Source organism: Lysinibacillus sphaericus, assembly GCF_006864135.1.
GTDB lineage: Bacteria > Bacillota > Bacilli > Bacillales_A > Planococcaceae > Lysinibacillus.
Genome location: NZ_SADV01000014.1, coordinates 1 through 23,700, shown reverse-complemented (window position 1 = coordinate 23,700; position 23,700 = coordinate 1). Strand labels below are relative to the sequence as shown.

The 23,700-nt window shown below is 35.3% G+C and carries 24 protein-coding genes and 1 other RNA gene; 13 read left to right on the top strand and 12 right to left on the bottom strand.

Going from position 1 to position 23,700, the window contains the following annotated elements:
- Positions 1–179: 179 nt before the first annotated feature.
- Positions 180–372, top strand: a non-coding RNA gene (ssrS, locus tag C7Y47_RS15940) — 6S RNA.
- Positions 373–600: 228 nt separating this feature from the next.
- Here the strand turns inward: ssrS and C7Y47_RS15935 are convergent.
- Complete coding sequence (locus C7Y47_RS15935) at positions 601–867, bottom strand: hypothetical protein (RefSeq protein ID WP_142509674.1); 267 nt, start codon at positions 865–867, stop codon at positions 601–603.
- A 112-nt stretch (positions 868–979) separates the two neighbouring features.
- A complete protein-coding gene (locus tag C7Y47_RS15930; RefSeq protein WP_142509673.1) occupies positions 980–1,186 on the bottom strand; it encodes a transcription initiation factor TFIIIB in 207 nt (68 codons plus the stop codon).
- A gap of 903 nt (positions 1,187–2,089) precedes the next feature.
- On the opposite strand from C7Y47_RS15930, the gene C7Y47_RS15925 reads away from it, so the two are divergent.
- Entirely contained in the window at positions 2,090–2,311 is a 222-nt protein-coding gene (locus C7Y47_RS15925; RefSeq protein WP_142509672.1) for a TM2 domain-containing protein, read from the top strand.
- 702 nt (positions 2,312–3,013) lie between these two features.
- Entirely contained in the window at positions 3,014–3,256 is a 243-nt protein-coding gene (locus tag C7Y47_RS15920) for a DUF3923 family protein (RefSeq protein ID WP_255505221.1), read from the top strand.
- A gap of 194 nt (positions 3,257–3,450) precedes the next feature.
- Here C7Y47_RS15920 and C7Y47_RS15915 read toward each other — a convergent pair whose 3' ends face one another.
- Positions 3,451–4,629 (bottom strand): NupC/NupG family nucleoside CNT transporter, encoded by a 1,179-nt coding sequence (locus C7Y47_RS15915; protein WP_142509670.1) that lies wholly within the window; start codon positions 4,627–4,629, stop codon positions 3,451–3,453.
- Positions 4,630–5,076: 447 nt separating this feature from the next.
- Positions 5,077–5,649, bottom strand: coding sequence for a tetratricopeptide repeat protein (locus C7Y47_RS15910; protein WP_142509669.1), 573 nt, complete (start codon positions 5,647–5,649; stop codon positions 5,077–5,079).
- 751 nt (positions 5,650–6,400) lie between these two features.
- On the opposite strand from C7Y47_RS15910, the gene C7Y47_RS15905 reads away from it, so the two are divergent.
- On the top strand, positions 6,401–7,531 hold the full coding sequence (locus C7Y47_RS15905) for a CamS family sex pheromone protein (protein ID WP_142509668.1): 1,131 nt from the start codon (positions 6,401–6,403) through the stop codon (positions 7,529–7,531).
- 307 nt (positions 7,532–7,838) lie between these two features.
- Positions 7,839–8,294, top strand: a complete 456-nt coding sequence (locus tag C7Y47_RS15900; RefSeq protein ID WP_142509667.1) for a hypothetical protein — start codon at positions 7,839–7,841, stop codon at positions 8,292–8,294.
- A 167-nt stretch (positions 8,295–8,461) separates the two neighbouring features.
- Here the strand turns inward: C7Y47_RS15900 and C7Y47_RS15895 are convergent, their stop codons facing one another.
- From C7Y47_RS15895 to C7Y47_RS15880, 4 genes are all read right to left on the bottom strand, one after another.
- Positions 8,462–8,875 carry a VOC family protein gene (locus tag C7Y47_RS15895; RefSeq protein WP_142509666.1) on the bottom strand — a complete coding sequence of 138 codons (414 nt, stop codon included), beginning with the start codon at positions 8,873–8,875 and terminating at the stop codon, positions 8,462–8,464.
- Between the two features lie 382 nt (positions 8,876–9,257).
- Positions 9,258–9,899: a 3-oxoacid CoA-transferase subunit B gene (locus C7Y47_RS15890; protein WP_142509665.1), complete on the bottom strand. Its 642-nt coding sequence runs from the start codon at positions 9,897–9,899 to the stop codon at positions 9,258–9,260.
- Positions 9,899–10,606 (bottom strand): CoA transferase subunit A, encoded by a 708-nt coding sequence (locus tag C7Y47_RS15885; protein WP_142509664.1) that lies wholly within the window; start codon positions 10,604–10,606, stop codon positions 9,899–9,901. The genes C7Y47_RS15890 and C7Y47_RS15885 overlap by 1 nt, the downstream gene beginning before the upstream one ends.
- A gap of 107 nt (positions 10,607–10,713) precedes the next feature.
- Positions 10,714–11,592, bottom strand: coding sequence for a LysR family transcriptional regulator (locus C7Y47_RS15880; protein ID WP_142509663.1), 879 nt, complete (start codon positions 11,590–11,592; stop codon positions 10,714–10,716).
- Positions 11,593–11,888: 296 nt separating this feature from the next.
- Here C7Y47_RS15880 and C7Y47_RS15875 point away from each other — a divergent pair, with 296 nt between their 5' ends.
- Complete coding sequence (locus tag C7Y47_RS15875; RefSeq protein ID WP_142509662.1) at positions 11,889–13,202, top strand: short-chain fatty acid transporter; 1,314 nt, start codon at positions 11,889–11,891, stop codon at positions 13,200–13,202.
- 433 nt (positions 13,203–13,635) lie between these two features.
- Here C7Y47_RS15875 and C7Y47_RS15870 read toward each other — a convergent pair whose 3' ends face one another.
- Both C7Y47_RS15870 and C7Y47_RS15860 read right to left on the bottom strand, forming a co-directional pair.
- On the bottom strand, positions 13,636–13,857 hold the full coding sequence (locus tag C7Y47_RS15870) for a TM2 domain-containing protein (protein ID WP_132363765.1): 222 nt from the start codon (positions 13,855–13,857) through the stop codon (positions 13,636–13,638).
- Between the two features lie 536 nt (positions 13,858–14,393).
- Complete coding sequence (locus C7Y47_RS15860; RefSeq protein ID WP_142509660.1) at positions 14,394–15,032, bottom strand: LysE family translocator; 639 nt, start codon at positions 15,030–15,032, stop codon at positions 14,394–14,396.
- 175 nt (positions 15,033–15,207) lie between these two features.
- Here C7Y47_RS15860 and C7Y47_RS15855 point away from each other — a divergent pair, with 175 nt between their 5' ends.
- Positions 15,208–15,633: an SRPBCC family protein gene (locus C7Y47_RS15855; protein ID WP_142509659.1), complete on the top strand. Its 426-nt coding sequence runs from the start codon at positions 15,208–15,210 to the stop codon at positions 15,631–15,633.
- On the top strand, positions 15,630–15,950 hold the full coding sequence (locus C7Y47_RS15850) for an ArsR/SmtB family transcription factor (protein ID WP_132363771.1): 321 nt from the start codon (positions 15,630–15,632) through the stop codon (positions 15,948–15,950). The genes C7Y47_RS15855 and C7Y47_RS15850 overlap by 4 nt, the downstream gene beginning before the upstream one ends.
- A gap of 39 nt (positions 15,951–15,989) precedes the next feature.
- Here the strand turns inward: C7Y47_RS15850 and C7Y47_RS15845 are convergent, their stop codons facing one another.
- Positions 15,990–16,769, bottom strand: coding sequence for a YqhG family protein (locus C7Y47_RS15845; RefSeq protein WP_132363773.1), 780 nt, complete (start codon positions 16,767–16,769; stop codon positions 15,990–15,992).
- Positions 16,770–16,786: 17 nt separating this feature from the next.
- Positions 16,787–18,301, bottom strand: a complete 1,515-nt coding sequence (locus C7Y47_RS15840; protein WP_142509658.1) for a DEAD/DEAH box helicase — start codon at positions 18,299–18,301, stop codon at positions 16,787–16,789.
- Positions 18,302–18,831: 530 nt separating this feature from the next.
- Between C7Y47_RS15840 and C7Y47_RS25985 the strand changes: the two genes are divergently transcribed.
- From C7Y47_RS25985 to C7Y47_RS15815, 5 genes are all read left to right on the top strand, one after another.
- Positions 18,832–19,656, top strand: a complete 825-nt coding sequence (locus C7Y47_RS25985) for a methyl-accepting chemotaxis protein (protein ID WP_142509657.1) — start codon at positions 18,832–18,834, stop codon at positions 19,654–19,656.
- A 585-nt stretch (positions 19,657–20,241) separates the two neighbouring features.
- Entirely contained in the window at positions 20,242–20,643 is a 402-nt protein-coding gene (locus C7Y47_RS15830; protein WP_255505214.1) for a hypothetical protein, read from the top strand.
- 190 nt (positions 20,644–20,833) lie between these two features.
- Positions 20,834–21,790, top strand: coding sequence for a LytTR family transcriptional regulator DNA-binding domain-containing protein (locus C7Y47_RS15825; protein ID WP_142509656.1), 957 nt, complete (start codon positions 20,834–20,836; stop codon positions 21,788–21,790).
- A 148-nt stretch (positions 21,791–21,938) separates the two neighbouring features.
- Positions 21,939–22,787 (top strand): ABC transporter ATP-binding protein, encoded by an 849-nt coding sequence (locus C7Y47_RS15820; protein ID WP_142509655.1) that lies wholly within the window; start codon positions 21,939–21,941, stop codon positions 22,785–22,787.
- A complete protein-coding gene (locus tag C7Y47_RS15815; RefSeq protein WP_142509654.1) occupies positions 22,784–23,488 on the top strand; it encodes an ABC transporter permease in 705 nt (234 codons plus the stop codon). Before C7Y47_RS15820 ends, C7Y47_RS15815 begins: the two co-directional genes overlap by 4 nt.
- Positions 23,489–23,700: the final 212 nt, after the last annotated feature.

Genomic DNA, 23,700 nt, shown 5'->3' with positions numbered 1-23,700 from the left:
CCCTATTAAGTAAAGAATGTTCGTATTTTTTGTTCGTATTTGTGAAAAATATTTGAATCTGTTAAATGCTTTTGGGGATATTTCATTCTGGATATTCATGAATTGGGACACTCGCCCATTGACTTTTTTGTACAAACCATCTTACTTGCAAGTTTGTTTAACATGCCTTATTATATCCTTAAAGGCTGCATTGTTCGTATAATATTAAGTTTTAACCTTTAAGCTGTAAAAGGGAGTTTTATTATTGGAGTTGGAATGACGAGCCTCACACTAAGGTGCATGAGGATAAGCAGGAAAGCTTCTGCGAACACCCACTTTGAGGAGTGGTGGTTTAAAACTTTCTATAATAACTACGGCATACGCGGCTTTTTAATTTAATTATATAGCCACAAGGCTTTGAAGCATTTCTCTCATAGTGAAAACTATGGGAGATTTTTTGTTTGGGCAATAACTTTGGGAGAAAGTTGGGAGAGATAAGTTTTCTAAAGTTTTCATTCTATGGTTTAGGATCTATCATGGTACCACAAAAGCTAGAACATCAACCAAATCAACAAAGGTAAAATAAAATACATTAGTCAAGAAAAACAATATTTATTACTTCTATTCGTTAATATTAAGTATCTTGTAATAAGCAAAAATGATGGTGGAGATACCAATCCCAAAAAGGATACTTCCAGCAGCTAAGAAATTATTTGTATAACCCTCAATTACAATTAGGTATTGAGAAGTGTCCATCCCACCTTGTGTAACTATCCGATATTCAGCAAGTGATAATCCAATATCAACACTGAAAAATAGCAATATGAAACCAATTGCAGTTATTACAGAACCTAAAGAAACTAAACCTTTTAATTTATTTTTTGTCATTACTCTTCCTCCTATCTATTCTTTCACTAAACTCCCCCGTTTGTACAAGAAGAAAAAAGATGCTCCGCTGCAACACCTTGTTTAACTCTTGCACCCGTTACTTTAAAAAAATCTAAAGTGTCCCCTTAAATTTCTCTGGTTTTTCTACATAACTTTCAATTATAAGTCCACATTCAGTACAAATAATATATTCAACATCATACCCAAAGCTTAACTTATTAGATGGATACATAACTGAATAACTACTATGTTGATGACCTTTTCCCAATTCTTTTCCACCACATTTAGGACATTCTGTTACTTTCGTAGTATGTTTCATTTGTAAACCTCCACTTTGGTTTTATATAAATATTATTACGGTGTTCCTTATGTAATTATGAATGAACAATAATTTGCTTTCATCTTGTTCAACTAAGCTGCATCGTTAGTTGAAGAATGACAGTCATTTAGAAAACAACAGCTAAAAATTAAAGCTCTTTAAATTTATTTGTACTTCTCCCAAATAATTCTCCCAGCTTTTTTCTGTAGGAGATTTTTGGGAGAGTAAATAAAATATCTCATTAAAAATTGTGTGATTCAAATAACTTATATAATAAAAACCTTCTAAATCTGGTCTAAATCCTTTGATTTTTATCATTTTCACAGCAAACTTCTTCTTTGAGGGGTGGTGGTTTAAAACTTTCTATACTAACTACGGCATACGCGGCTTTTTAATTTTAATCATATAGCCACAAGGCTTTGAAGTACCTCCCTCATAAGTAAAAACTATGGGGGATTTTTTGTAGTGGGGAAAAAAAGAGAAGTTGTTGGGAGAATTGATATTCTACCGTTTTTCTCTCATTCAAGAAAAAGCAAATCCATTATAAAGCACATTTGCTTTTTTCATTTTATTAGAATTCATCATTAAGTAATCTTGCATTGTCATTATACTTGCTACTTTAGATAACACTTCACCGATTGCTTCGTAGTTCCTAACCCATCACCCTTTTTTCTTTTTCATTTGATCCTTCTACCCTGTATTACACTTAAACTCCCTATAATAAGAATATTTTCTTCATGATAAAAAAGATTATAAAACCTACCTAATAAACAGCAATGAATAACGATCTGGTTAACTATGGTTGGCACTTATTTCAAGTGGAGAAAAACATAAAAGAATGATAGACTTTTGAATGGAAATGTAGTTAATTATTACTACATAAAAGAAAGGTGATTGATAAATATGCAACAACAAACTTCTGAAAAAAACTATATAGTAATGATTTTACTATGTTTCTTTTTAGGTGGCCTAGGAATACATCGCTTCTACGTAGGTAAAATTGGTACTGGTATTTTAATGATTATAACTCTTGGTGGACTAGGTATTTGGTCATTGATCGATTTAATTATGATTATTGTCGGCAAATTCAAAGATAAAGAAGGAAAAGAAATAAAACCTTCTTAACAATAGAAAGGCGTTAGTTAACTACGGTTAGCTGGCGCTTTTTTGAATAGAGACATGTTGTTTATGTCAAGGAGGGTTGATATGTGCCCTATGTGTATTCTGTGGCCCCTGTTTGCCTTTACTTGGAATGAAGTTTGTGGGTACGCTACCATTACAAGCACATATCTATTTCACCTTGCAACTCCAGTTCTAAATAGCGTTTCCTTAATTCAATTTGTTCAGTGAACCCTCTTATCCTTATATTAGCGCCTGTTTTCTTTTTTCATACCATTCCTGTAATATATAAGACTTCCACGTTTCCATTAATGTCGATATTACGTTATTGCTCCCAAAAGTTTAAAAAAGATAGCTAATATCGGTTATGTACTTTTTGTTCATTTAATCAGTTTTTTTGTATATAAGTTAATCAGTCTTAAGGCTGAGAAGTGACACCGCCTAAAGTTTGTTTCCAGCAAAAAGGAAAAGTGTTACAATTAAAAAACATTAACCGGAGCATTAAGATTCATCACCAAAAGTCGGGATTACGCGCATTGCTTTTAGAATGCTCATTGATCTACGTTCCAACTGGGTGATTCCTCCGTGACCAACATCCTGTTTCTCCAAAGTGGCACATTGGACACCTCACCCAAAAGGAGATTAAATCTAAGTTAGGGTAGTGAACTATAAACAATTACGAATTGAAGAAGGTGTTTATATTTGAGTATGAAAATATGGTGGGCTTTAAACATTGTATGGCTATTCATTTTTGCTGCTGGGGCCATATTTATTGGCGTAAGAGAAGTTGATTTTGCAGGGGTAGCTCAAACTCCGGAAGTTAGAATGGTCTCATTCATTATTTTGGGTATTTTATTTTTATTTGTTGTACTATTTCAACTAATGCTACTCATCTTTATTCATTTTGTTCGAAAAGGTACAACCAATACTTCAACAAAAAGACTATCTTAATCAAGATGGGCTTTGTCGTTTTCTAGGTCACTTTAATAAAGTGGCTTTTTTATTTGTACTAATGTAAATCCCCTTCTACTCTTCACCTAAACTGTACCTTAGCCATCTATGAAGTGTAAAATCCACGTATTGTGGTCATAAAAAAACTGCACTCCAATAGATAGAGTGCAGTCAGCTGCTTCTTTTTTTCTAAATTAAATAACGAAACCAACAATTGTAGCCGTTAAGATACTAACAAGTGTAGCTCCATACAACAACTTTAAGCCAAAACGAGCAACTACATTCCCTTGCTTTTCATTCAAACCTTTTACTGCGCCGGCAATAATACCGATAGATGAAAAGTTTGCAAAGGATACAAGAAAGACAGAAATAATAGCCAATGTATGCGCACTCATAGACTTAGCTACTTCTCCAAGGCTAATCATTGCAACAAATTCATTCGTTACTAATTTTGTTGCCATAATTCCTCCAGCAGTAATAGCATCTGCCCAAGGTATACCCATTAAGAAAGCAATTGGTGCAAAGATATAACCTAAAATTTCTTGGAAAGATATACCGAAAATCATATCAAATAGTGAATTGATTAAATCCATTAAAGCTACGAAACCGATCAGCATAGCGCCAACAATGATGGCTACTTTAAATCCATCCATGATATATTCTCCAAGCATTTGGAAGAACGATTGCTTTTGTTCATCTATCTTTAAAATATCTTCGCCTGCTTCTACTGTATACGGATTAATGATTGAAACAATAATAAAACCGCCAAACAAGTTCAAGACAATCGCCGTTACAACATATTTCGGTTCAATCATCGTCATATATGCTCCAACAACTGACATAGAAACAGTCGACATTGCTGATGCGCATAATGTATACATTCGCTGTGGACTAATCTTATCTAATTGTTTTTTAACAGTAATGAATACTTCAGATTGACCTACCATTGCAGAAGCAACAGCATTATAGGATTCCAATTTCCCCATTCCACTTACTTTACTTAAAAGTAAACCTATCCCTTTCATGATGAGAGGAAGAATTTTAAAATGCTGTAAGATCCCTATCAATACAGATATAAAAACAATAGGTAATAACACATTTAGGAAGAAGGAATACTCTCCTTCATTCGCTAAACCACCAAAAACAAAAGTTATGCCCGTACTTGCGTAAGCCAATAAATGATCAAATACTTTTGTAAATCCTTTGATTAGAACATAACCAACCTTTGTATTTAGCAGTATAGCTGCAAATACAAATTGGATGATAAGCATAATAATTATGTTTTTATATTTTATTTCTTTTTTGTTTTTACTCATTAACAGAGCTAAACCAAAAACAAGTAACAATCCACAAATGGATATTAAGTATCTCATGAGTTCCTCCATAAATATATTGATAATTTTTGTGCGTTTGATATCCGAAACTACAAACCCTTCTTTCACTCATTATGTTCCATTATTGAAACTTGAATAACAGCTATAGATCTTATAACTGAAAATATGTAGTTAGTCAGACGTCAGACAAATCACTTCACTATACATTGTTTTCACTAGCAATTCAATAGTTAAAAGAAAAAAAACTCGCGAAAAGTGTATACGCTTACAAAATTATCGTTAAAAAGACCATCATATATATGATGGTCTCTGCATGCTACAAATTTTTGTAATCTTTATTTAAATTTTACTGATTTTAATGAACTTATAAGCATCCATCGCTGTCCTTAAATCTGTCGAATTATTTTACACGAAAATACCAATCATCCATAACCTAAGTGACCATTATACCACCCATCACCTATGGGGATTTTTAATAATTATTCATTAGCATTTCAATTTCTTTATAAAATTTAATGCTTGTTGTGTAGATTCAATAAGAGATACATCACCTTTAATTCCCCTTAACTTTAATGCTTCTTTAAAGCAATTTTCTGCCTCAGCAATTTCCCCTAATTCTAACAAACACTTACCTTTATGTTGTATGGCGAAGTCCAAATATAACAAATTATTTTTTGCCTTACATTTATCTAAAACTTCGTTGAAGATCCCTAATGCTTTCATTGGATTACCGTTATATTTTATTGCCTCTCCAAGACGTATTAATGACACGGTTTCTCGATTGCTGTTATTCTGATTGCTAGCAATAGTAACGCATTCAGTTAAAATGTTAACAGCTTTTTGTGGTTCCCCGTAAATTCTATATAAATTCCCCAGCGTCCCCATTAGAAAATATTCCTCATCTTCATTCGAAATATTCGCCAGTAAATTTTCAGCAATATCTATTATTTCTTTTAATCTACAAGGATTAGAAGTTTTTTCGCGAAGATACTCATTGCTATCAAAATAAATTATTTCGTTTATTGTCAAAAGACAGTTTTTAAACTCCGGAAAATTCATTTTATCAATACCTCCAATTTATTAAAGAATTAAAGCAGTGGCGTAGGGCGAATTTTGATTTTATGACGTACGAAATAAATATCGTTTTTTTCTTTATATACTTTTACCAGAATCAAACTTAAAATGTAAATATAAGGTTCATCACCAAAAGTTATGGATGACTTTTGTTTAAACGTCCACTATGTAAAAAGTTGATTGGAGTGGAGACTGGGCGACTCCTTGGGGATCAGAATAGAGGAACGAAGGCTAAAAGCATCACATCCTGTGATAACGCCTTCGTGACCAACATCGTGTTGGCCCGAGAACCTGCAGCGCAGCGGATGTTTTCTGTGCGAAAGCGTAGTGTTAACGTAGCGGCAGCAAATGTTTTGACTGTGCGAAAGCGTAGCGACAGCAACAACAAAAGCGGCTCATCGGACGCCCCCAGGAAGCTTTGCTCTGTGCGAAAGCGTAGTGCTAACGTAGCGGCATCAACAAAGCGCCCAGTCGGAACGGAAATCAACCACACGTTTTGGTGATGATCCAAATATAAAGTTTCGTTACCAAAAGTTATAAAATAGGCACTTCCTGGGGTTAGTGTCACAGATGAGACTCTGCAGCGCAGTGAGGCGGCCACGTTATTGTGATGAATTCATTTTTATAGGAATACTTTTAAGATTTAACGGAACAATTTCAGTTTTAAATTAGCCAAACTGAAATTAGCGTAACTTTTGAAACGCGATTACATAAGAATCAGTAAGGAGTATTTTAAATGAAAATAAAGAAGAGTATGTTGTTTTTTATATCACCACTATTTCTTTTAGCTTCTTGTAGTGATGATGATCCAGTTATTAAAAAAGATGAGAAAATGTATGCATCATCAATACAACAAAAGGAAATATATGAAATTAAACAACCTGCAAAATCTAATGTTTCAAGAGGGTTGATACTTAGTAATATGAACAATTCATTAAATGTCAGTGAAATTGAAAAAGGATTAATGGATTTATCAGTCAATTACTTTCCTACAAAGAAGTTTTATATGCAGGAAGGTCAATATTTAGATGGTAAAATTATAAATAAATGGTTAGATAGAAAATCAAAAGAAGGTTTTGGATTAAACCCACCTATTAAAAAAAGTACTGGAGATGTTTTAGAGGATGAGAAAAATAATCCTAAAATATTATCTCATGTCTTAGAACAAAATTTCGTTAACAAAGAAAGTGGAAAAGTAGAAGGAATGTCTTTAGCCATATCCTTAAATGAATTTTATGACATTAGAGTACATGATGATAAAGGCTTAACTTATACAGATCAAGTTAAAGTCGATACGAACGAAGATAAGGTTAATGACGTAGAAAAATACGGTAAGGAAATAGCAGGAACTATAATAAAAAATATAAGAAATAATAATAAAGTACCCAATGTGCCTATTTATTTAACTTTATATCAAGAATCCAATAAAAACGATATCATTCCAGGAATATTTTTAGCTCAAACATTTATTCCTGAAGGCGAGGATAAAATAGATAAATGGGCTGGGATAGATATAAAAAATTATACATTCCCTTCAGATTCACTTTATAGTTTAGACAAAGATACTTATAGTAAATTATTAATTTTCAAAGAAGATATCCAAGAAGGCTTTAAACATATAAATCCTAAAATAGTTGGTAAACTTCGATATGAAAACGGGAATTTAACCGAGTTAAAAATAGAAGTTAATGCGCCTTTAATAAATGATACTGAATTGATAGGTCTTTTACAGTTAATTAGCACCAAATTGAATACTATTTTATTTGATTATATTCCTATTTCTATTCGTATTATAGATCAAAATCAAGATATCGGGATTGTCCTCTGGGATCCAACTGAAAAACAGATTTATGCAGCTCCATTATAATTTAATTTCTTTCAACGGGTGTACAAAAATCCGCTGAAATAGAGGAACTCAATCTAAAAACGCCACATCCTGTGGCAATTTTTCTGTGCGAAAGCGAAGCGACAGCAACAATTTACTGAGTGAACTTCTTGTTGCTGCTATATTAGCACTACGCTTTCGCGCAAAAAACTTCTGCAAGCCTGAGCCAAAGCCGATTCCTGAAGCTATTTTGTAGGGGCATAATTTGTTTTTTTTATTACCTTCCTTCTTTTTGTATAATTCACCTCCATTTTGCGCATATATGGTAGTAACAAGGGAGGTTATTACATTGAAGAAATTATTTTATTTGTTTTTACTAACCACACTACTATTATCCGCTTGCGGGAAAAATACCGCTCCAAAGGAAGTTGCAGTCGACAAAAATACTTCCGTTGAAGATATAGTAGGAGCTATCGTTAAAAACAAATTCACTGTTGAAGAAAAGAATGGTATCGTTTCAATCTCTATACAGGACAATGATGTGAAAAAAGGTATGAAAAATCAAATGCTGAAGGATTCCACTAAAATATTTGCAGAGCTATCTAAGCTTCAAAATGTTAAAACTCCAGCTATTAGTTGGTATGCCCCATTAACAGGATCTAAAGGGGGCAAATCTATGACTGAGCTTTTAAATATTTACTTTAGTGAAGAAGATTTTAAAAAGACTAATTGGGCAAACTATACTCAGTTAAATATCGAATCCATTGCTACTCATTATCACCAAGATGCTTCTTTAGGACAATAGAATATTCAAACACCAAGATACCCCTCTGCGTATAACAAAGGGGTATCTTTTTACTATTTACTTATTGCTTCAGAAAATTTTTTCACATGATGCCCTTTTCCATCTTTCGATATCAAATGCTGTATCCATATACCACAAAGGGTATGGAAATGTAGGCTCATACCGATTTAAATACCCTCTGTGTTCATCAATACGAGACGCCAGCCATCGGGATCTTCAATCGTAACACCTTTTTCGGCCCAATATGGATTTTCTGGCTCTACCTCAGGGTAACCCATTTGCGATAAGCGTTCAGCAATAAGCTGTATAGTTGAACGCTTTGGAATATATAATACGAGCAAATTATCCTTTGTTGGTGCTGGGCAAGGACTTCCTTCAGTATGCTCTATAAATTCTAAATGATAGCTAGCATTCGGAAGACCAACCATGATACCGGTGTAGCCTCGATGTCCTGAAAAAGAGCCGATTTTTTCTAACCCTACGCCTTCACAATAAAATTCTTCAATTTCCTTTAATTTATCAGTTGGCCGTGCAACGCGTACCTGTGCTACCTGTAATTCATCTGACCATTGTTGTCTCATAGTTATTTTTCTCCTTTTCAATCATTGTATAATTGCAAAATAGAGCTAGAGAACCGCCAATAGTCTGAAAAATAACAATCAACCTTCACGTCTTCAGAAATACTCATGATATTGGTTGAACTACCCGCGAAGAGGCAATATTGCTGAAGTGATTGACTCTCCTAATGAAAAATAACCAGCTCTATGAAAGAACTGGTTACATTCAATCACTTTCCCCCGCATTACCGGCAGTAATTCGTATCGAAAGAGAAGCGTCAGGTACACCCTCAAGATTAATCGGAAGCAAAATAGTTATGAGAGGTTACCTGCCCGGAAACGCTCGATTGGTGAAGATTAATAATCAGCTGGGTTGAAGAAAATCCCCACTGGTTAAAGTTTCACTTTACCCTATTATGGCGACATTAAAGGAAGCAGCTGTCTTCTCTTTTACTTCCTCTAAAGTAACACCCTCTGCTAATTCGATAAGCTGCATCCCTTCATCGGTAAAATCGAAAACAGCCATATCTGTAACTAATCTATGCACAACGCCCTTTCCTGTTAACGGTAGCTCACATTGTTTTTTTATTTTTGACTCACCGTTTTTATTGACATGCTCCATTACAACGACTACTCTTTTTGCCCCGACTACAAGGTCCATGGCGCCTCCCATACCTTTTACCATTTTCCCTGGGATCATCCAGTTCGCAAGGTCACCCGTTTCAGATACTTCCATGCCACCTAAAATAGCAAGATCAATATGACCGCCACGAATCATGGCAAATGATTCGGCGCTATCGAAGAAGGAAGCGCCAGGAACAGCTGTTACCGTTTCTTTACCTGCATTAATTAAATCAGGATCGACTGCGTCTTCTACTGGGTATGGACCAATGCCAAGAAGACCGTTTTCTGATTGTAAAAGAACGTCATAATCAGACGGAATTGCATTGGCCACTAGCGTTGGGATACCAATACCTAAATTGACGTTCATGCCGTTTTGTATTTCTTTTACCGCTCTATTTACGATTTTTTGTCTTGTATCAGCCATCACGCATCCCCCTTTTTCACCGTCAAACGCTCGATACGCTTCTCATAATTACCACCTAGTAAAATGCGTTGCACGAATACACCCGGAGTATGAATATGATCCGGATCTAACTCTCCTACTTCAACAATTTCCTCTACTTCTGCAATCGTAATTCTTCCTGCCATTGCAGCTAGAGGATTAAAGTTACGCGATGTTTTTCTGAAAACTAAATTTCCTAGCTTGTCTGCCTTCCATGCTTTGACAAGGGCAAAATCTGCAACAATACCTTTTTCTAAAATATATTCCTTGCCATCAAAAACTTTTACATCTTTTCCCTCAGCAATAGGTGTTCCAACACCAGTAGCCGTGTAAAAGCCCGGAATTCCAGCTCCGCCAGCTCGCATACGTTCTGCCAACGTACCTTGTGGTGTCAATTCTACTTCAAGCTCCCCGCTTAAAAACTGCTGTTCAAAAATTTTATTTTCACCTACATAGGATGCAATCATTTTTTTGATTTGTTTATTTGCCAATAAAAGCCCTAAACCCCAATCATCCACACCACAGTTATTGCTTACAACTGTTAAGTCCTTCGTTCCCCTTTGGACTAGTGCCGCAATTGATTTTTCAGGGATACCACATAGCCCAAAGCCCCCTACAGCTAATGTATCCCCATCTTTAATATCAGCGACGGCTTCCTCAAACGAATCCCACACTTTCCCCTTCCCCATATCGAAACCTCCTAAAATTGCTCAGTTATTAAGAAAAATTCTACCTCAATACTATTTTATAAGTAAAGGAATAAATTAGAATATTATTTATTCTAAAAATGCATAAATCAATTATCAGAACGTATTGTATTGAGTAGCTGCTTTAAGGCAAAAGATTGATATGTATTCTTTTTCGTAATAACACCTAAACGCCATGGCATGTCAAAATTAAGTAACGGAATAATTTTGACATTTTTATTCGTGTGCTTTGCGGCTATTGAATATGGTAAAAGTGTCACCCCTAAATTCGAGGAAACTAGTTCCACTATTAAATCCCATTGCGAGCTTTTATAGCCGATTATTGGTGTAAATCCTGCGCTTTTACATGATTTTATAACATAATCATGCAGTGTGAATTCCTCTGTGAAGATAATGAATGATTCATTTTTTAAATCTTGTAATAGAATATGCTCTTGCTGAGCCAATGGATGGGACTCATTAATAAAGACAAAAAATTGGTCCTCCACAAATGATTGGATGGTAAATTTCCTTTCGTCTGTAGGTATGACGACAATCCCCATATCAACATCGCCATTTTCTACTAATGTTCCGATCATTTTAGCTCCACGTTCCACAAGCTCTAAATGCACCTTTGGATATTGCTTATGAAACTTTCGCGCGATTTCAGGAAAAAATAGTGTACCAATTAATGGTGGTATCCCTAATTTAATCGTACCTGTTTCGATGTTCGATAAATCATCCAATAATATATGTAAATCGTGTACAGAACGTATTATTTTTTGTCCTTGTTTATAGACGATACTACCTGCGTCTGTTAACTCTATATTGCGTGTAGATCGGTTTAATAACTCCACATGAAGAGCATTCTCCAACTTTCTAATGCTTTTGCTTAATGAAGGTTGTGATACAAATGATTCATTAGCTGCCTTTGTAAAGCTCCTATGTTCAACGACAGTCATAAATGCTTGTAAATCTCGCAACTCCATATACATACCCCCATTTATTCTAATTTGTTATAAAAAATATTCCCAAAACCCCTATGTAGTAATAAATTCTCCTCATTTTCTACTAATCCTTCTTCTTAAAAATAAGTAGATCAATACAATAGCACTAAGGCTTTGTTATGATTTCAATAGTATTTAATTAAGCAATAACAACCGCGACTTTATTTCTACATTACGTTCAGTTTATCGTACTTAATACAGATTTTATCTCCCTTAATTCATATTTCTATGTACAATTAGCAATACGGGATGGCAGAAAAGGAAGGGGTAATTCTAACATGAAAACGTTAACAAGAATTTCAAATGCTATTATGGAAAAATATTTACCTGATCCATATATATTTGTCACTATACTCACAGTATTGACGTTATTATTAGGGGTTACATTAACAGATTCTTCTCCGCTCGATATGGTGATCTATTGGGGAGATGATTTTTGGAAACTATTAGAGTTTACAATGCAAATGGTGATTGTCTTGGCTGCAGGTCACATTTTGGCGAATAGCCCAGTCTTTAAAAAGGGATTAGCAGCCATTGCAAGTAAAATAAAAACACCAGGTATGGCAATTATCATTATTACATTCGTATCACTATTAGCGTGCTGGATTAACTGGGGATTCGGACTTGTCATTGGTGCCCTTTTCGCAAAGGAAATTGCTCGTCATGTTAAAAAGGTAGATTATCGCTTATTAATTGCTAGTGCCTACTCAGGCTTTGTAATTTGGCATGGGGGATTAGCAGGCTCAATTCCGTTATCCATTGCAACTGAAGGTCATAAGTTCGCTGACATTATGGGGATCATACCAACAAATGTTACACTTTTTTCAACATATAACTTATTTATAGTCATCGTTATCGTCTTCACTTTACCATTGTTTAATCGTTGGATGATGCCAAAGGAAGAAGATACGGTTGTAGTTAACCCTGCTTTATTAGTTGAAGAAAAAGCAGAGTTACCTAAGCCCGAAAACAACTTTGCCAGCCGCTCTGAACGTAGTTATATTTTAACGATTTTACTTGCTATTATCGGACTTGTTTATTTAGTACATCATTTTATGACGAAAGGCTTTGTTCTTGATTTAAATGTGATTAATACAATTTTTATTGTATTAGGGATCATTTTCCACGGGACACCACAGCGTTTCCTTGCTGCTGCACAAGATGCCATTAAAACAACAACAGGCATCGTTTTTCAATTCCCCTTTTATGCAGGGATTATGGGCATGATGACCGCTTCTGGTTTAGCTGCCGTATTCTCAGAATGGTTCGTTAATATTTCCAATGAACATACATTCTATTTGTTTACATTTTTCTCAGCGGGACTTGTTAACTTCTTTATACCGTCAGGCGGTGGACAATGGGCAGTACAAGCTCCTATTATGTTAGATGCTGCAACCACTTTAAGTGCCGACTACGCTAAAACTGCTATGGCAATCGCGTGGGGTGATGCTTGGACGAATATGATTCAACCGTTCTGGGCACTACCAGCCCTTGCAATCGCTGGCTTAAAAGCTAGGGATATAATGGGTTTCTGTTTATTCGTTTTAATCTTTACAGGCATTATTATTAGCATCGGCTTCCTTTTCTTCTAACTAAATATAGAGTTTTAAACTTCACTGGATGTTTATCCGTGAAGTTTTTTATTTACCCTCCGGGCGTAATCCACTATACACTCGTTAGTTCAAGATGCTGTTAAGAGGTAATGTTGCACCAATTAACTCTGATTCACAACAAAATGAAGAAAGAAGTGTATCGATCAACTTAAGAACCATTCAAATGTATTAACTGCAAACACGAAGCTAATGCAGACTTAAATGCAACCAGCAACATTGCTATGGACGACATCGAAGAAATCATTAAAAATCAAATTGAAGTACAAAAACAACAAGCCAGCAAGACGATGACCAAAAAGCTGCTCTTTAAATAAACGACTTTGGATATCGGTTAACTGGCTAGCACATTCAATGTTCTCCATAAAAAAAAGCGCTAGGTAACCGCAGTTAACCAACGCCTCATTCATTATTGTTAAGAAGGTTTTATTTCCAGTCCTTCTTGATCTTTGAATTTGCCGACAATAATCATAATTAAATCGATCAATGTCCAGATACCTAGTCCACCCAAAGTTATAATCATTAAAATACCAGTACCAATTTTACCTGCGTAGAAGCGATGTATTCCTAGACTGCCTAAAAAGAAACATAGTAAAATCATTGCTATATAGTTTTTTTCCGAAGTTTGTTGTTGCATTTTATCAATCTCCTTTCTTTTATTATGTAAAGAATTTACTCAATTTCCATCCAAAAGTCTACCATTCTTTTACGTTTTTCTCAACACCTTAATCTATCTTTTATGGCTAAAAAAATAGTTGATCAGCCCCTTATGCATTGCTGTTTATTATGTAGATCATATGTGATTTTGCCGATACAATCATAAACAATTTGATTAATGCCCAGATACCCAAGCAATCTAAAGTTATAATCATTATTATCTTTCCAGCGTAGTGGTGAGCTCCGAAGTAACCTAGAAAGAAGCAAAGTAACATCGTTAGTTACTATATAACTTCTATCTGATGTGTAATCCATTTTTCAATCGCATTAGTTATACATAAGAATGGATTTTCTCATGAGAACTTCTTGTTCCCTCATAGCACTTCACCCATAAAAAATATTTAACGCTCGGTCTAAAGACCTCACTACGCCTCCTAATTTCCAATATACAAGAAAAGAGGATATATGCTCTTATATTGAACATAATATCCTCTTATTAGTTTAGTCTATTTAACATTAGTGGGCTTTCTCGAATGCTAGCTTAATGCCAAACCCAATTAGTACTGCACCTGTCAATCCTTCGATAACCGTTTTCGTCGTTGGCTTTTTCATAAATGCGCTAATTTTATCCAACAAGTAAACATAAAACACAAACCAAAATCCCGTTAATACAGTATAAATAAGCCCCATTATAAGAAATGGCATAAATGTACCGCTTTTACCATCTACAAACTGAGGTAAAAATGTTAGAAAAAATACAGCCACCTTTGGGTTTGTAACGTTCGTTAAGAAGCCTTGTTTAAAGCATGATTGCTCTGAATATTTATGTTCAATTTGGGTTTCGTCTTGTACAACTGGAGACTGTGTACGTATTAATCGTAATGCCCATAAAGTTTTAATACCTAAATAGCATAAATAAACCGCGCCGACGTATTTTAAAATGGTAAATACATATGCTGACTTTACAATAATCGCCGAAAGTCCAATAACCGCTGCAAAAGTATGGATCAATAATCCACAGCACGAACCGAGTAAAGTTTGTAAACCTCCCTTTCTGCTTACGGTAAGTGTATTTTTTGTTGCAATGGCGGTATCCGGACCAGGCAAAATAATTAATAAAATGCACATTAATAAAAACACAGATATGTTCACCACTTTAATGACCTCCCTATTAGTCAGAAAATTATAAAAATAATTTTAACATAAATAAGGATTCACAAAAAGACACAATGAAAATTTATCCAATGTATTTATAATTGACATATAACCTTAAGGTGTTATATATTTGCAACACCTTAAGGTTATATTTTTGCGAAGGAGTTCATTTTAAATGACAGAAAAACTAGAGAATATTGTTAAAACAGTTACACTCAATGCACCGATTGAAAAAGTATGGGAAACAGTAACGGATGCTGAAAAGATTGCTTCTTGGCTTATGCCAAATGATTTTAAGCCTGTTGAAGGTCATGAGTTTACGATACAATCACCGTTTGGTCCTTCACCATGTCGAGTAGAACAAGTAGATGCTCCACATTTTGTTCGTTTTGCATGGGATACAGATGGATGGTTTGTCACTTTTGAACTGAAAGAAATTGGTGAGCAAACTGAATTTACATTAACACATGGTGGCTGGAAAGAAGCTTCACATATCATTCCTAAAGCTAACATGCCTGCTGAATCCATTCGTACAACAATGGAGGGCGGCTGGACAATGCTTGTCGGCAAAAAATTAAAAGAAGTTGTGGAATCACAATGACACAACTTGCTGTAAAGTATGATGTTTTTCAAGCAATCGCTGATCCAACAAGACGTCATGTCCTACAGCTACTTGCCGCAAGTGATAAACCGATCTCACTTATTTCTGAGAATTTTTCTATAAGCCGAACTGCTGTTGTAAAGCATTTGAAAATTTTAGAGCAAGCTGAGCTAGTGTCTGCTCAGAAAAAGGGACGAGAAAAAATATACACATTACATGCCGAAAAACTAAAAGAAATTGAAGACTGGCTTCAGTACTTTGATTTATTTTGGGATAATAAATTGGCACAATTACAAAGTATTTTTGAAGAAAATTAAATGTAAAGGAGCTGTCCCTACTATTAGACAGCTCCTCGTTTAATAAAGATAAAATAAACCACCATTAATAATTTCTATTTTAATTTTTGTATCGTATTGTTCCTCTAACGCCTTCTTTTCGATGTCATAGCATTCTGGCTTCTCTTCTTCTTCCTCATAAAAATAATCAAGTACACGTTGATCATGCTGCCATCGTTTTTTTGCTTCGGTAGCCCATGAATGGTCATCCCGTTCAATAATCTGTTCAATAGTAGCATGTAATCTTTCGAGTGCTCTAAGAGGCTTAATGATATATTGAACATGAAAAGCATTGTCTGCTGGGACAGTGTCAAATTCAGATGTACAAATCGTCTCTTGAAAATCCTCTTTTATGATCCCGGTTAACAAGTTTATGCCAAATGAATAAAGTGTTTCTTTCGTTCGATCGCAGCAATACGACACTTTAAAGTTGACACCTAGCCAAGGAGTTAGGATAACTTGCCCTATTTCATTATCCACCTTTTCAAAAAGCTGAACATAAGCTCCTAGCTCCCTTGTTGCTTGAAAAAGCTGGTTCATTCTTGGAGAACCAAAATGAATAGCTTCTCCATAAAGGTTCCCTGCTGATGCTGTTTGATTTGTAATGAAAGTTACTTGAGCTGGATTTGCCTCACTGTTTGTAGCTTCTACGTATTGCCAATAAAAAGGGCGATTCATTATTTTTTTATCAATATCAACCGTTAATTGTACAGTAAGATAATGCTGATCTTCTCCTAATATAGGGCAATTAGTTTCATTAAAAAATTGGCGTAAATAACTATGAACTTGCTGTGGATACATGGTCCTTCTCCCTTACACTAAACAGATTCTTTAAAGTTAGATAGAATCGCATCTAAATCGCCTACTACCTTTTCGAACACATCAATTTTCGTATGAAGCAATGCTAATATGTTCTCTTCAATCGTATTGACAATAGCCAGATTATAAATATGAACATCATGCTCTTGCCCTAATCGATGGACGCGCCCTATTCGTTGCTCTAGCTTCATAGGATTCCAGGGCAGATCATAGTTAATGACATGATGACAAAATTGAAGGTTAATCCCTTCGCCGCCTGCCTCTGTCGCTATTAGAACCTGTGCCCTTTCCTTAAAAAGATGCTTCATATAATCACGTTTACTTTTATTATATTTACCGTTGAATAGGACACTCGTTATACCGTTAGAATGTAAATACCACTGCAAGTAAATTTGCGTAGCTCTATACTCTGTAAATATAATTACTTTGTCTTTGGCCTGTTCGACTATTTCAAGGGTCTTTTTCGCCTTTGAATTCACTTCTAAAGCCATTAATTTTGCTAGTATTCCTTCAATTTCTTGTGGCTGTGCATTGTCTTCAAGCATTTTAGTTAATGTTAAACCTGTTGCTTCCTTGCTACTACACATTTCCTTTTGCAATGTAATCATTGAAAATGAGCCTGTATTTTGAAGCGTTCCAAGCAGATTATAAACTTCCTCTTCTTCCTTCGTGAATTCGATCGGAATAATTTGAACACGGCGATTTGTCCATTCAATACCCGTGTCTTCTCTCCTATTCCTCACCATCACCTGATTCACTAATTCCTTTAAAAAATCATCATGCTCTAAATCATGCTTACTTGCCGAAAATGCAGCTTGAAATGTATCATAATTGCCAAGATGACCAGGCTTAAGTAAGGAAATAAGATAAAATAATTCAAAGACATCGTTTTGAATCGGTGTAGCCGTTAATAATAAACAGAACTTTTTCTTTAAGCTTTGGACGAATTCATAAATTTGTGTTTTATGATTTTTTAATTTATGAGCCTCGTCGATAATTATCATGTCGTAACCCTGCTCATAAATTCGCTCTTTGTGAGGACTCTTCTTTGCCGTATCCATACTCATAATAAGGACATCATGGCGCTCAATCTGAACATTTTTCTTATAAGCTACTGCCGGAATGTGAAACTTTATATTTAATTCTTCAACCCACTGATTAACAAGAGATGCTGGCGTTAATATTAATGCTTTTTTAACAAGGCCACGAATCAAATATTCCTTTAAAACTAAACCTGCTTCAATCGTTTTACCTAGACCTACTTCGTCAGCTAAAATCGCTTTACCATTCATACGTTCAATGACTGTCTCTGCTGCTTCCAACTGATGCTTAAGCGGCTTTAAATTTGGTAAATACTTCGTTGCCTGTAAACCTGTGAAATCAGGAATTAGCTTCATTTTCACAATGTCATAATTCATCTTGTACAATGTCCAACTATCCCATTTTCCATGTTCATTCAGTTTATTGATAAAGCCTTCTTCCCATTCGGACGACCTTTCTATTTTCATGATCATCACCTCATACCATTATTTCTAAAGTTTAGGTTGTCCAAAAAAGAAAAAGCTATGTTAAACTTTTGCGAAAGAAAAACTTCTGATGAATTTTTCCATCAGTTCAATCAATAAAGCTTAGAACTTTTATCAATTTTATGCGTTTCAAAAGTGGATGCTATGACCTCTGTTATCGCTTTCGCAAAGGTAAAACATTGCTGAAGATATATTCTTAGCGAAGTAGTTAATTGTAGTGGAGGCTGGGTGATTCCTTGGGGATCAGCGTCAAAGATGGAACCTTACAGCGAAGCGGCAGCAGGAACGAAAATCACCCCAACGTTTTGCACTGCGCAAAAGTCCTACTCCTTTTTTAGCAAATTCATAATATATTGCCTTAATTTCGTACAATTTAAAAGGATAATGGTATTAAGATAGTCTTTTTATTTACTTCCTTTTTACATACAATTAAAGAAGTATCACTTTTCCAAAAAATAACGTTAAAAACGAGATTATGCCCTAATTTAATAGGGCTTACATATACCGAGGAGGTTACTATGAAAATTCTTGAAGCATTGACATTGACAATGCCTTACATTCATTCAGCTATGAAAGGCGAGTCCATGATTGGATTAGTAGATAAAGAGAGTGAGAGTATTATTGCTTATTTACCTGGGAAACGGATAGATTCTGGGTATAAAATTGGACAAAAAATTCTCCCAGGTGATGTAATTTTACATCTCCCACTTAAAGGCAAAAGTACTGATGCACCTGTACCAAAAGAATTTTATGGTGTGGAATTTAACGCATTTTCTTTTCCAGTTCGTGAAAATGGACAAATCGTAGGCGCGCTAGCCTTTGGAATACCTATTGATCATTCTCTACAAATGGAGAAATATATTGTTACTATGAATGATATTATCCAAAATCTACAGGATAAAGTACATACAATCGCCTCTCATTCGGAGGAGCTAGCTGCAACTAGCGAGGAAATTAATAAGCAGACACAATTTGCTTTAGAGGATGCTGAAAAAACAAATGGTATTACGGATTTGATAAAAAATATTTCTCGTCAAACCAATTTACTCGGATTAAATGCATCAATTGAGGCAGCACGTGCAGGTCAACATGGTGCCGGTTTTCATATAGTTGCACAAGAAGTTCGCAAGCTGTCTACTGAAACAACTACTGCTACTGATAACATTGAAACCTCACTTCGAAGCATCAATTATAATCTTGAAAATTTAAAGCAAAACATGACTCAAATAAATGGTGCCACAAACGAACAGGCACAACTTGTTCAGGACTTTAGTGAAATCATTGATGAGCTTAATACTCTTAGTATGGAAATGAAGGGTTTTATGTCTAACGCAATGAAATAAAGGCATATCAACAGAAAAATCCGGCTCGCTTTCTGTGGTCAATTTAGAACCACATAAGTCTGCGCGGATTTTTTACTTTTAGGCACTGCTCGGAATAATTACCGAAACAACAAAAACTATGCCAAAAACTTGACAAAATATACCAAATGATGGTCCGTCACCAAAAGTTGTGGATGACTTTTGTTAAAACGTCTACTATGTAAATAGTTGATTGGAGTGGAGACCGGGCGACTCCTCGGGGATCAGCGATAGAGGAACGAAGACTAAAAGCATCACATCCTGTGATAACGCCTTCGTGACCAACATCGTGTTGGCCCGAGACCCTGCAGCGCAGCGGATGTTTTCTGTGCGAAAGCGTAGTGTTAACGTAGCGGCAGCACCATATGTTTTCTGTAGCGAAAGCGAAGCGGCAGCTACAAATGTTTTGACTGTGCGAAAGCGTAGCGACAGCAACACCAAAAGCGGCTCATAGGGCGCCCCCAGGAAAGCGCCCAGTCGGAACGGAAATCAACCGCACGTTTTGGTGATGAACCCTGTATGATTACTTTTTGGTACACTATTGAAAAAAGCAAAAATGAGGTCAACATGACAAGGAAAATACTCATTCTACATGAAATTTATGGCGTCAACGATTTTATAAAAATGCAAGCTGAAGCATACAGTAATGCTAACACTACTGTTGAGTGCATTTCTTTATATTCAGACGATAGAACATTTCAATATGAACAAGAACAGGAAGCCTATGAATATTTCATAAATGAGGTTGGCTTTGATGCTCCTCTCGATAAACTAACCGAAAAAATATTGGAAGCTAGGACACATTTTGATGAAGTACTGTTAATCGGATTTAGTGTAGGTGCAACATTAAGCTTGGAGACTATCAACGCTACCATTACAAGGTATCGTTTGCGTTTATGGTTCACGCATTCGTCAATGCTTAGATACAATGCCCTCCTGTCCGACACTCGTTATTTTACCAAGCCATGAGAAAAGTTTTAATGTCCATGAATTAAAAGAAACACTCGATCAATTTCCATTTGTTCATACGAGACAATATATAGGTCAGCACGGTTTTATGGACTCCAATAACGGAAACTATCACTATAGAAGTTTTTTACAGTCACAAACTGAAATCTCGCAATTTTTGCAATCAAATGAAGTCAAGGAGGACTAAGTAATGAACCAAATTGAAAGCATAATTATTGACCCTTATATAGAAGGAGGAAATGTAATTTATCCAAACTTTCACCTTTCTATGCGGCCTGGTATTATTATCGGCATCCATACGGATGTGTCAAAAATACATACATTAATACAATGGTTTTCGAAGCAAAGTAATACGTATACACATTTTCGTGAAAATGCCTTGTATGAGCGACTGACGGTCCGAGAATATATTAACTTTTGCTTAAAGCTTTTCAATGCTTCTTCTGAAAAGATGGAGGATCTATTAAAATTATTCGCTTTGATGGAGCAAAAAAGCATTAAAATCAGCAAGCTTTCGAATGGAGAAAAGCAACGTTTAAAATTGATTCATACATATCTCAATCAGGCACAGATACATGTTTTAGAAGAGCCATTCCAAAACCTAGATGAGTTTTCCAAGCAAAACGTCATTCAGTTATTGGATGCACTTCAAAAAAAGAATAAAACAGTCATTTTATTATCTAACAATCTTGAGGATTTAATTATTTCGAGTACAGAAGTACATAGACTGGATATCACGGGCATACATGCATTAGACGTTAAAGAGGATGGAACAGAACCAACTCCCCCCTCTCAAGAAAACGTACCGATTCGACTTGATAAAATCCCTACAAAGAAAAATGATAAGATCATTTTATTTAATCCCCCTGAAATCGATTATATCGAAAGTGTTGAGGGTATTGTTTCACTATATGTTGCAGGTGAAGCCTATCCATGCACATTATCATTAAATGATCTTGAGCAAAAATTGACACCGTTCGGCTTCTTTAGAAGTCATCGCTCTTATATCGTTAACTTACAAAAGGTACGGGAAATCATTACGTGGACTCGCAATAGCTATAGCCTAGCTTTAAACAGCAATGAAAAGACCGTAGTACCTTTGTCGAAAAACAAACTCGCAGATTTAAAGGAAATACTCGGAATTTAGTAGATTTCCCAGGAAATAAACGACTCCTGTCAGCTGCAATATTTCTCCACTAAAGGTCATTTCACTGCCTTTCACCTGTAATTTAATGTTGAGACCCTTATTGTCCCTTATAGTGTAGATATCAACAACAACACAGGGAGGTTTTCAAATGAACGCAGTAATCGATGTTCAGCATTTGAAAAAAACATTTAATAAGGAAACAGCATTACAGGATGTTTCATTTTCCATTCAAAAAGGGGAAATATTCGGCTTTCTTGGACCTAGCGGATCCGGAAAAACTACTACTATAAAAATATTAACAGCACAAACTGAAAAAACTGCTGGCGACGTTTTATTGTTTGGCCGCCCAGCAAATGAGATGAAACAAAGTAACAATCGTAAACGCTTCGGTATTTTAACAGATAATAGCGGACTATATACGCGACTTTCAATCGAGGAGAATTTATTACTATTCAGTAATTTATACCAATTACCTAAATCAGCCATAAAAGAAGCGTTGGATTTTGTTAACTTATACGGTGATCGTAAAAAGAAGATTAGTCAGCTTTCTAAAGGAATGATGCAACGTGTAACGCTTGCACGTGCTATCATGCATAAACCCGAATTATTATTTTTAGACGAGCCAACTTCTGCTCTCGATCCTGTTAATACACAGCATATTTATAATGGCTTGCGCAAATTAAACGAGATGGGTACGACAATATTTTTAACAACACATGATATGAGTGAAGCCGAAATACTTTGTGATCGTGTAGCCTTCTTACATAAAGGTAAAATTCGAGCAATTGGTGCGCCAAAGGATTTGAAAAAAGAGTTTGGCGATGAATCTATTACAGTGGAATTAACAAATGGTGCTTGTGAAATCATTCAAAATGGAGAACAAGATGCTGAAAAACTGTTTCATTGGATGCAATCTAACGAAGTTTCTCGGATATATACGAACGAGCCAACACTAGGAAATATTTTTATGCAAATAACAGGGAGTGATTTAGTATGAACATTTCAATGTCACGTATTCAGGCTATTTTTATGAAGGATTACAAGGAATTTTCACGTAACTATGCGGTATCCATTATGGTACTTATGCCACTTGTTTTGGCATTCTTTTTAAAATCAAGTTCAACTGCTATAGCTTTTTATTTCCTTTTAATTAATATGGCATTTTCTATGGTGACTACCTATGTACAATGCAGTCTAATTGCAGAGGAGAAAGAAAAAAATACGCTTCGTAGTCTCATGCTTTCCCCTGCTTCAATTGGCGATATTTTAATTGGTAAAAGCTTGTTTGTCTTTATCATTACGATAGTAATGGTGGCATTGACTATTTTCATTGTGGGCTATACCCCAGCTAATCCTTTCATCTTAGCTATCGCTTTAATACTTTCGACTGTGTTTTATATTGCAATAGGAACATTATGTGGATTATTCGCCAAAACGATTATGGAAGGATCTCTTATCATTCTACCCGTTGTCCTTATTTTCTCATTCGGTCCTCTTGCACTAGCTATGTCTTCTACTAATCCGATTTTAAAGATAGCCGAGTGGTTACCAAGTTCTCAATTGGTACTATTAGCTGAAGCCTTAGAAGGATCATACACAACAATGGATGTCATTATTCCAATAGCTTCAATCATCGTTTGGTCACTAGTAATTTGGATTGTAGCAGGATTTATTTATAAAAAAAGAATGGTCGACTAATTTTTATTAAAAGTCAAGAGTTAGAGTAATACCTTAATTTATAACATTATAAAGAGGTATTTTTAAGCTGAACTAATTCCAACAATTTAGTTCCGCTTTTATTTATGACGGATTGTAATATTAAGTGCAACACCCAGAAGTCAATATAAAGGAAGCCCATAACGACCTCGTGTAGAATGTAGTTACCACACCAACATTCAAACGGAGGAATC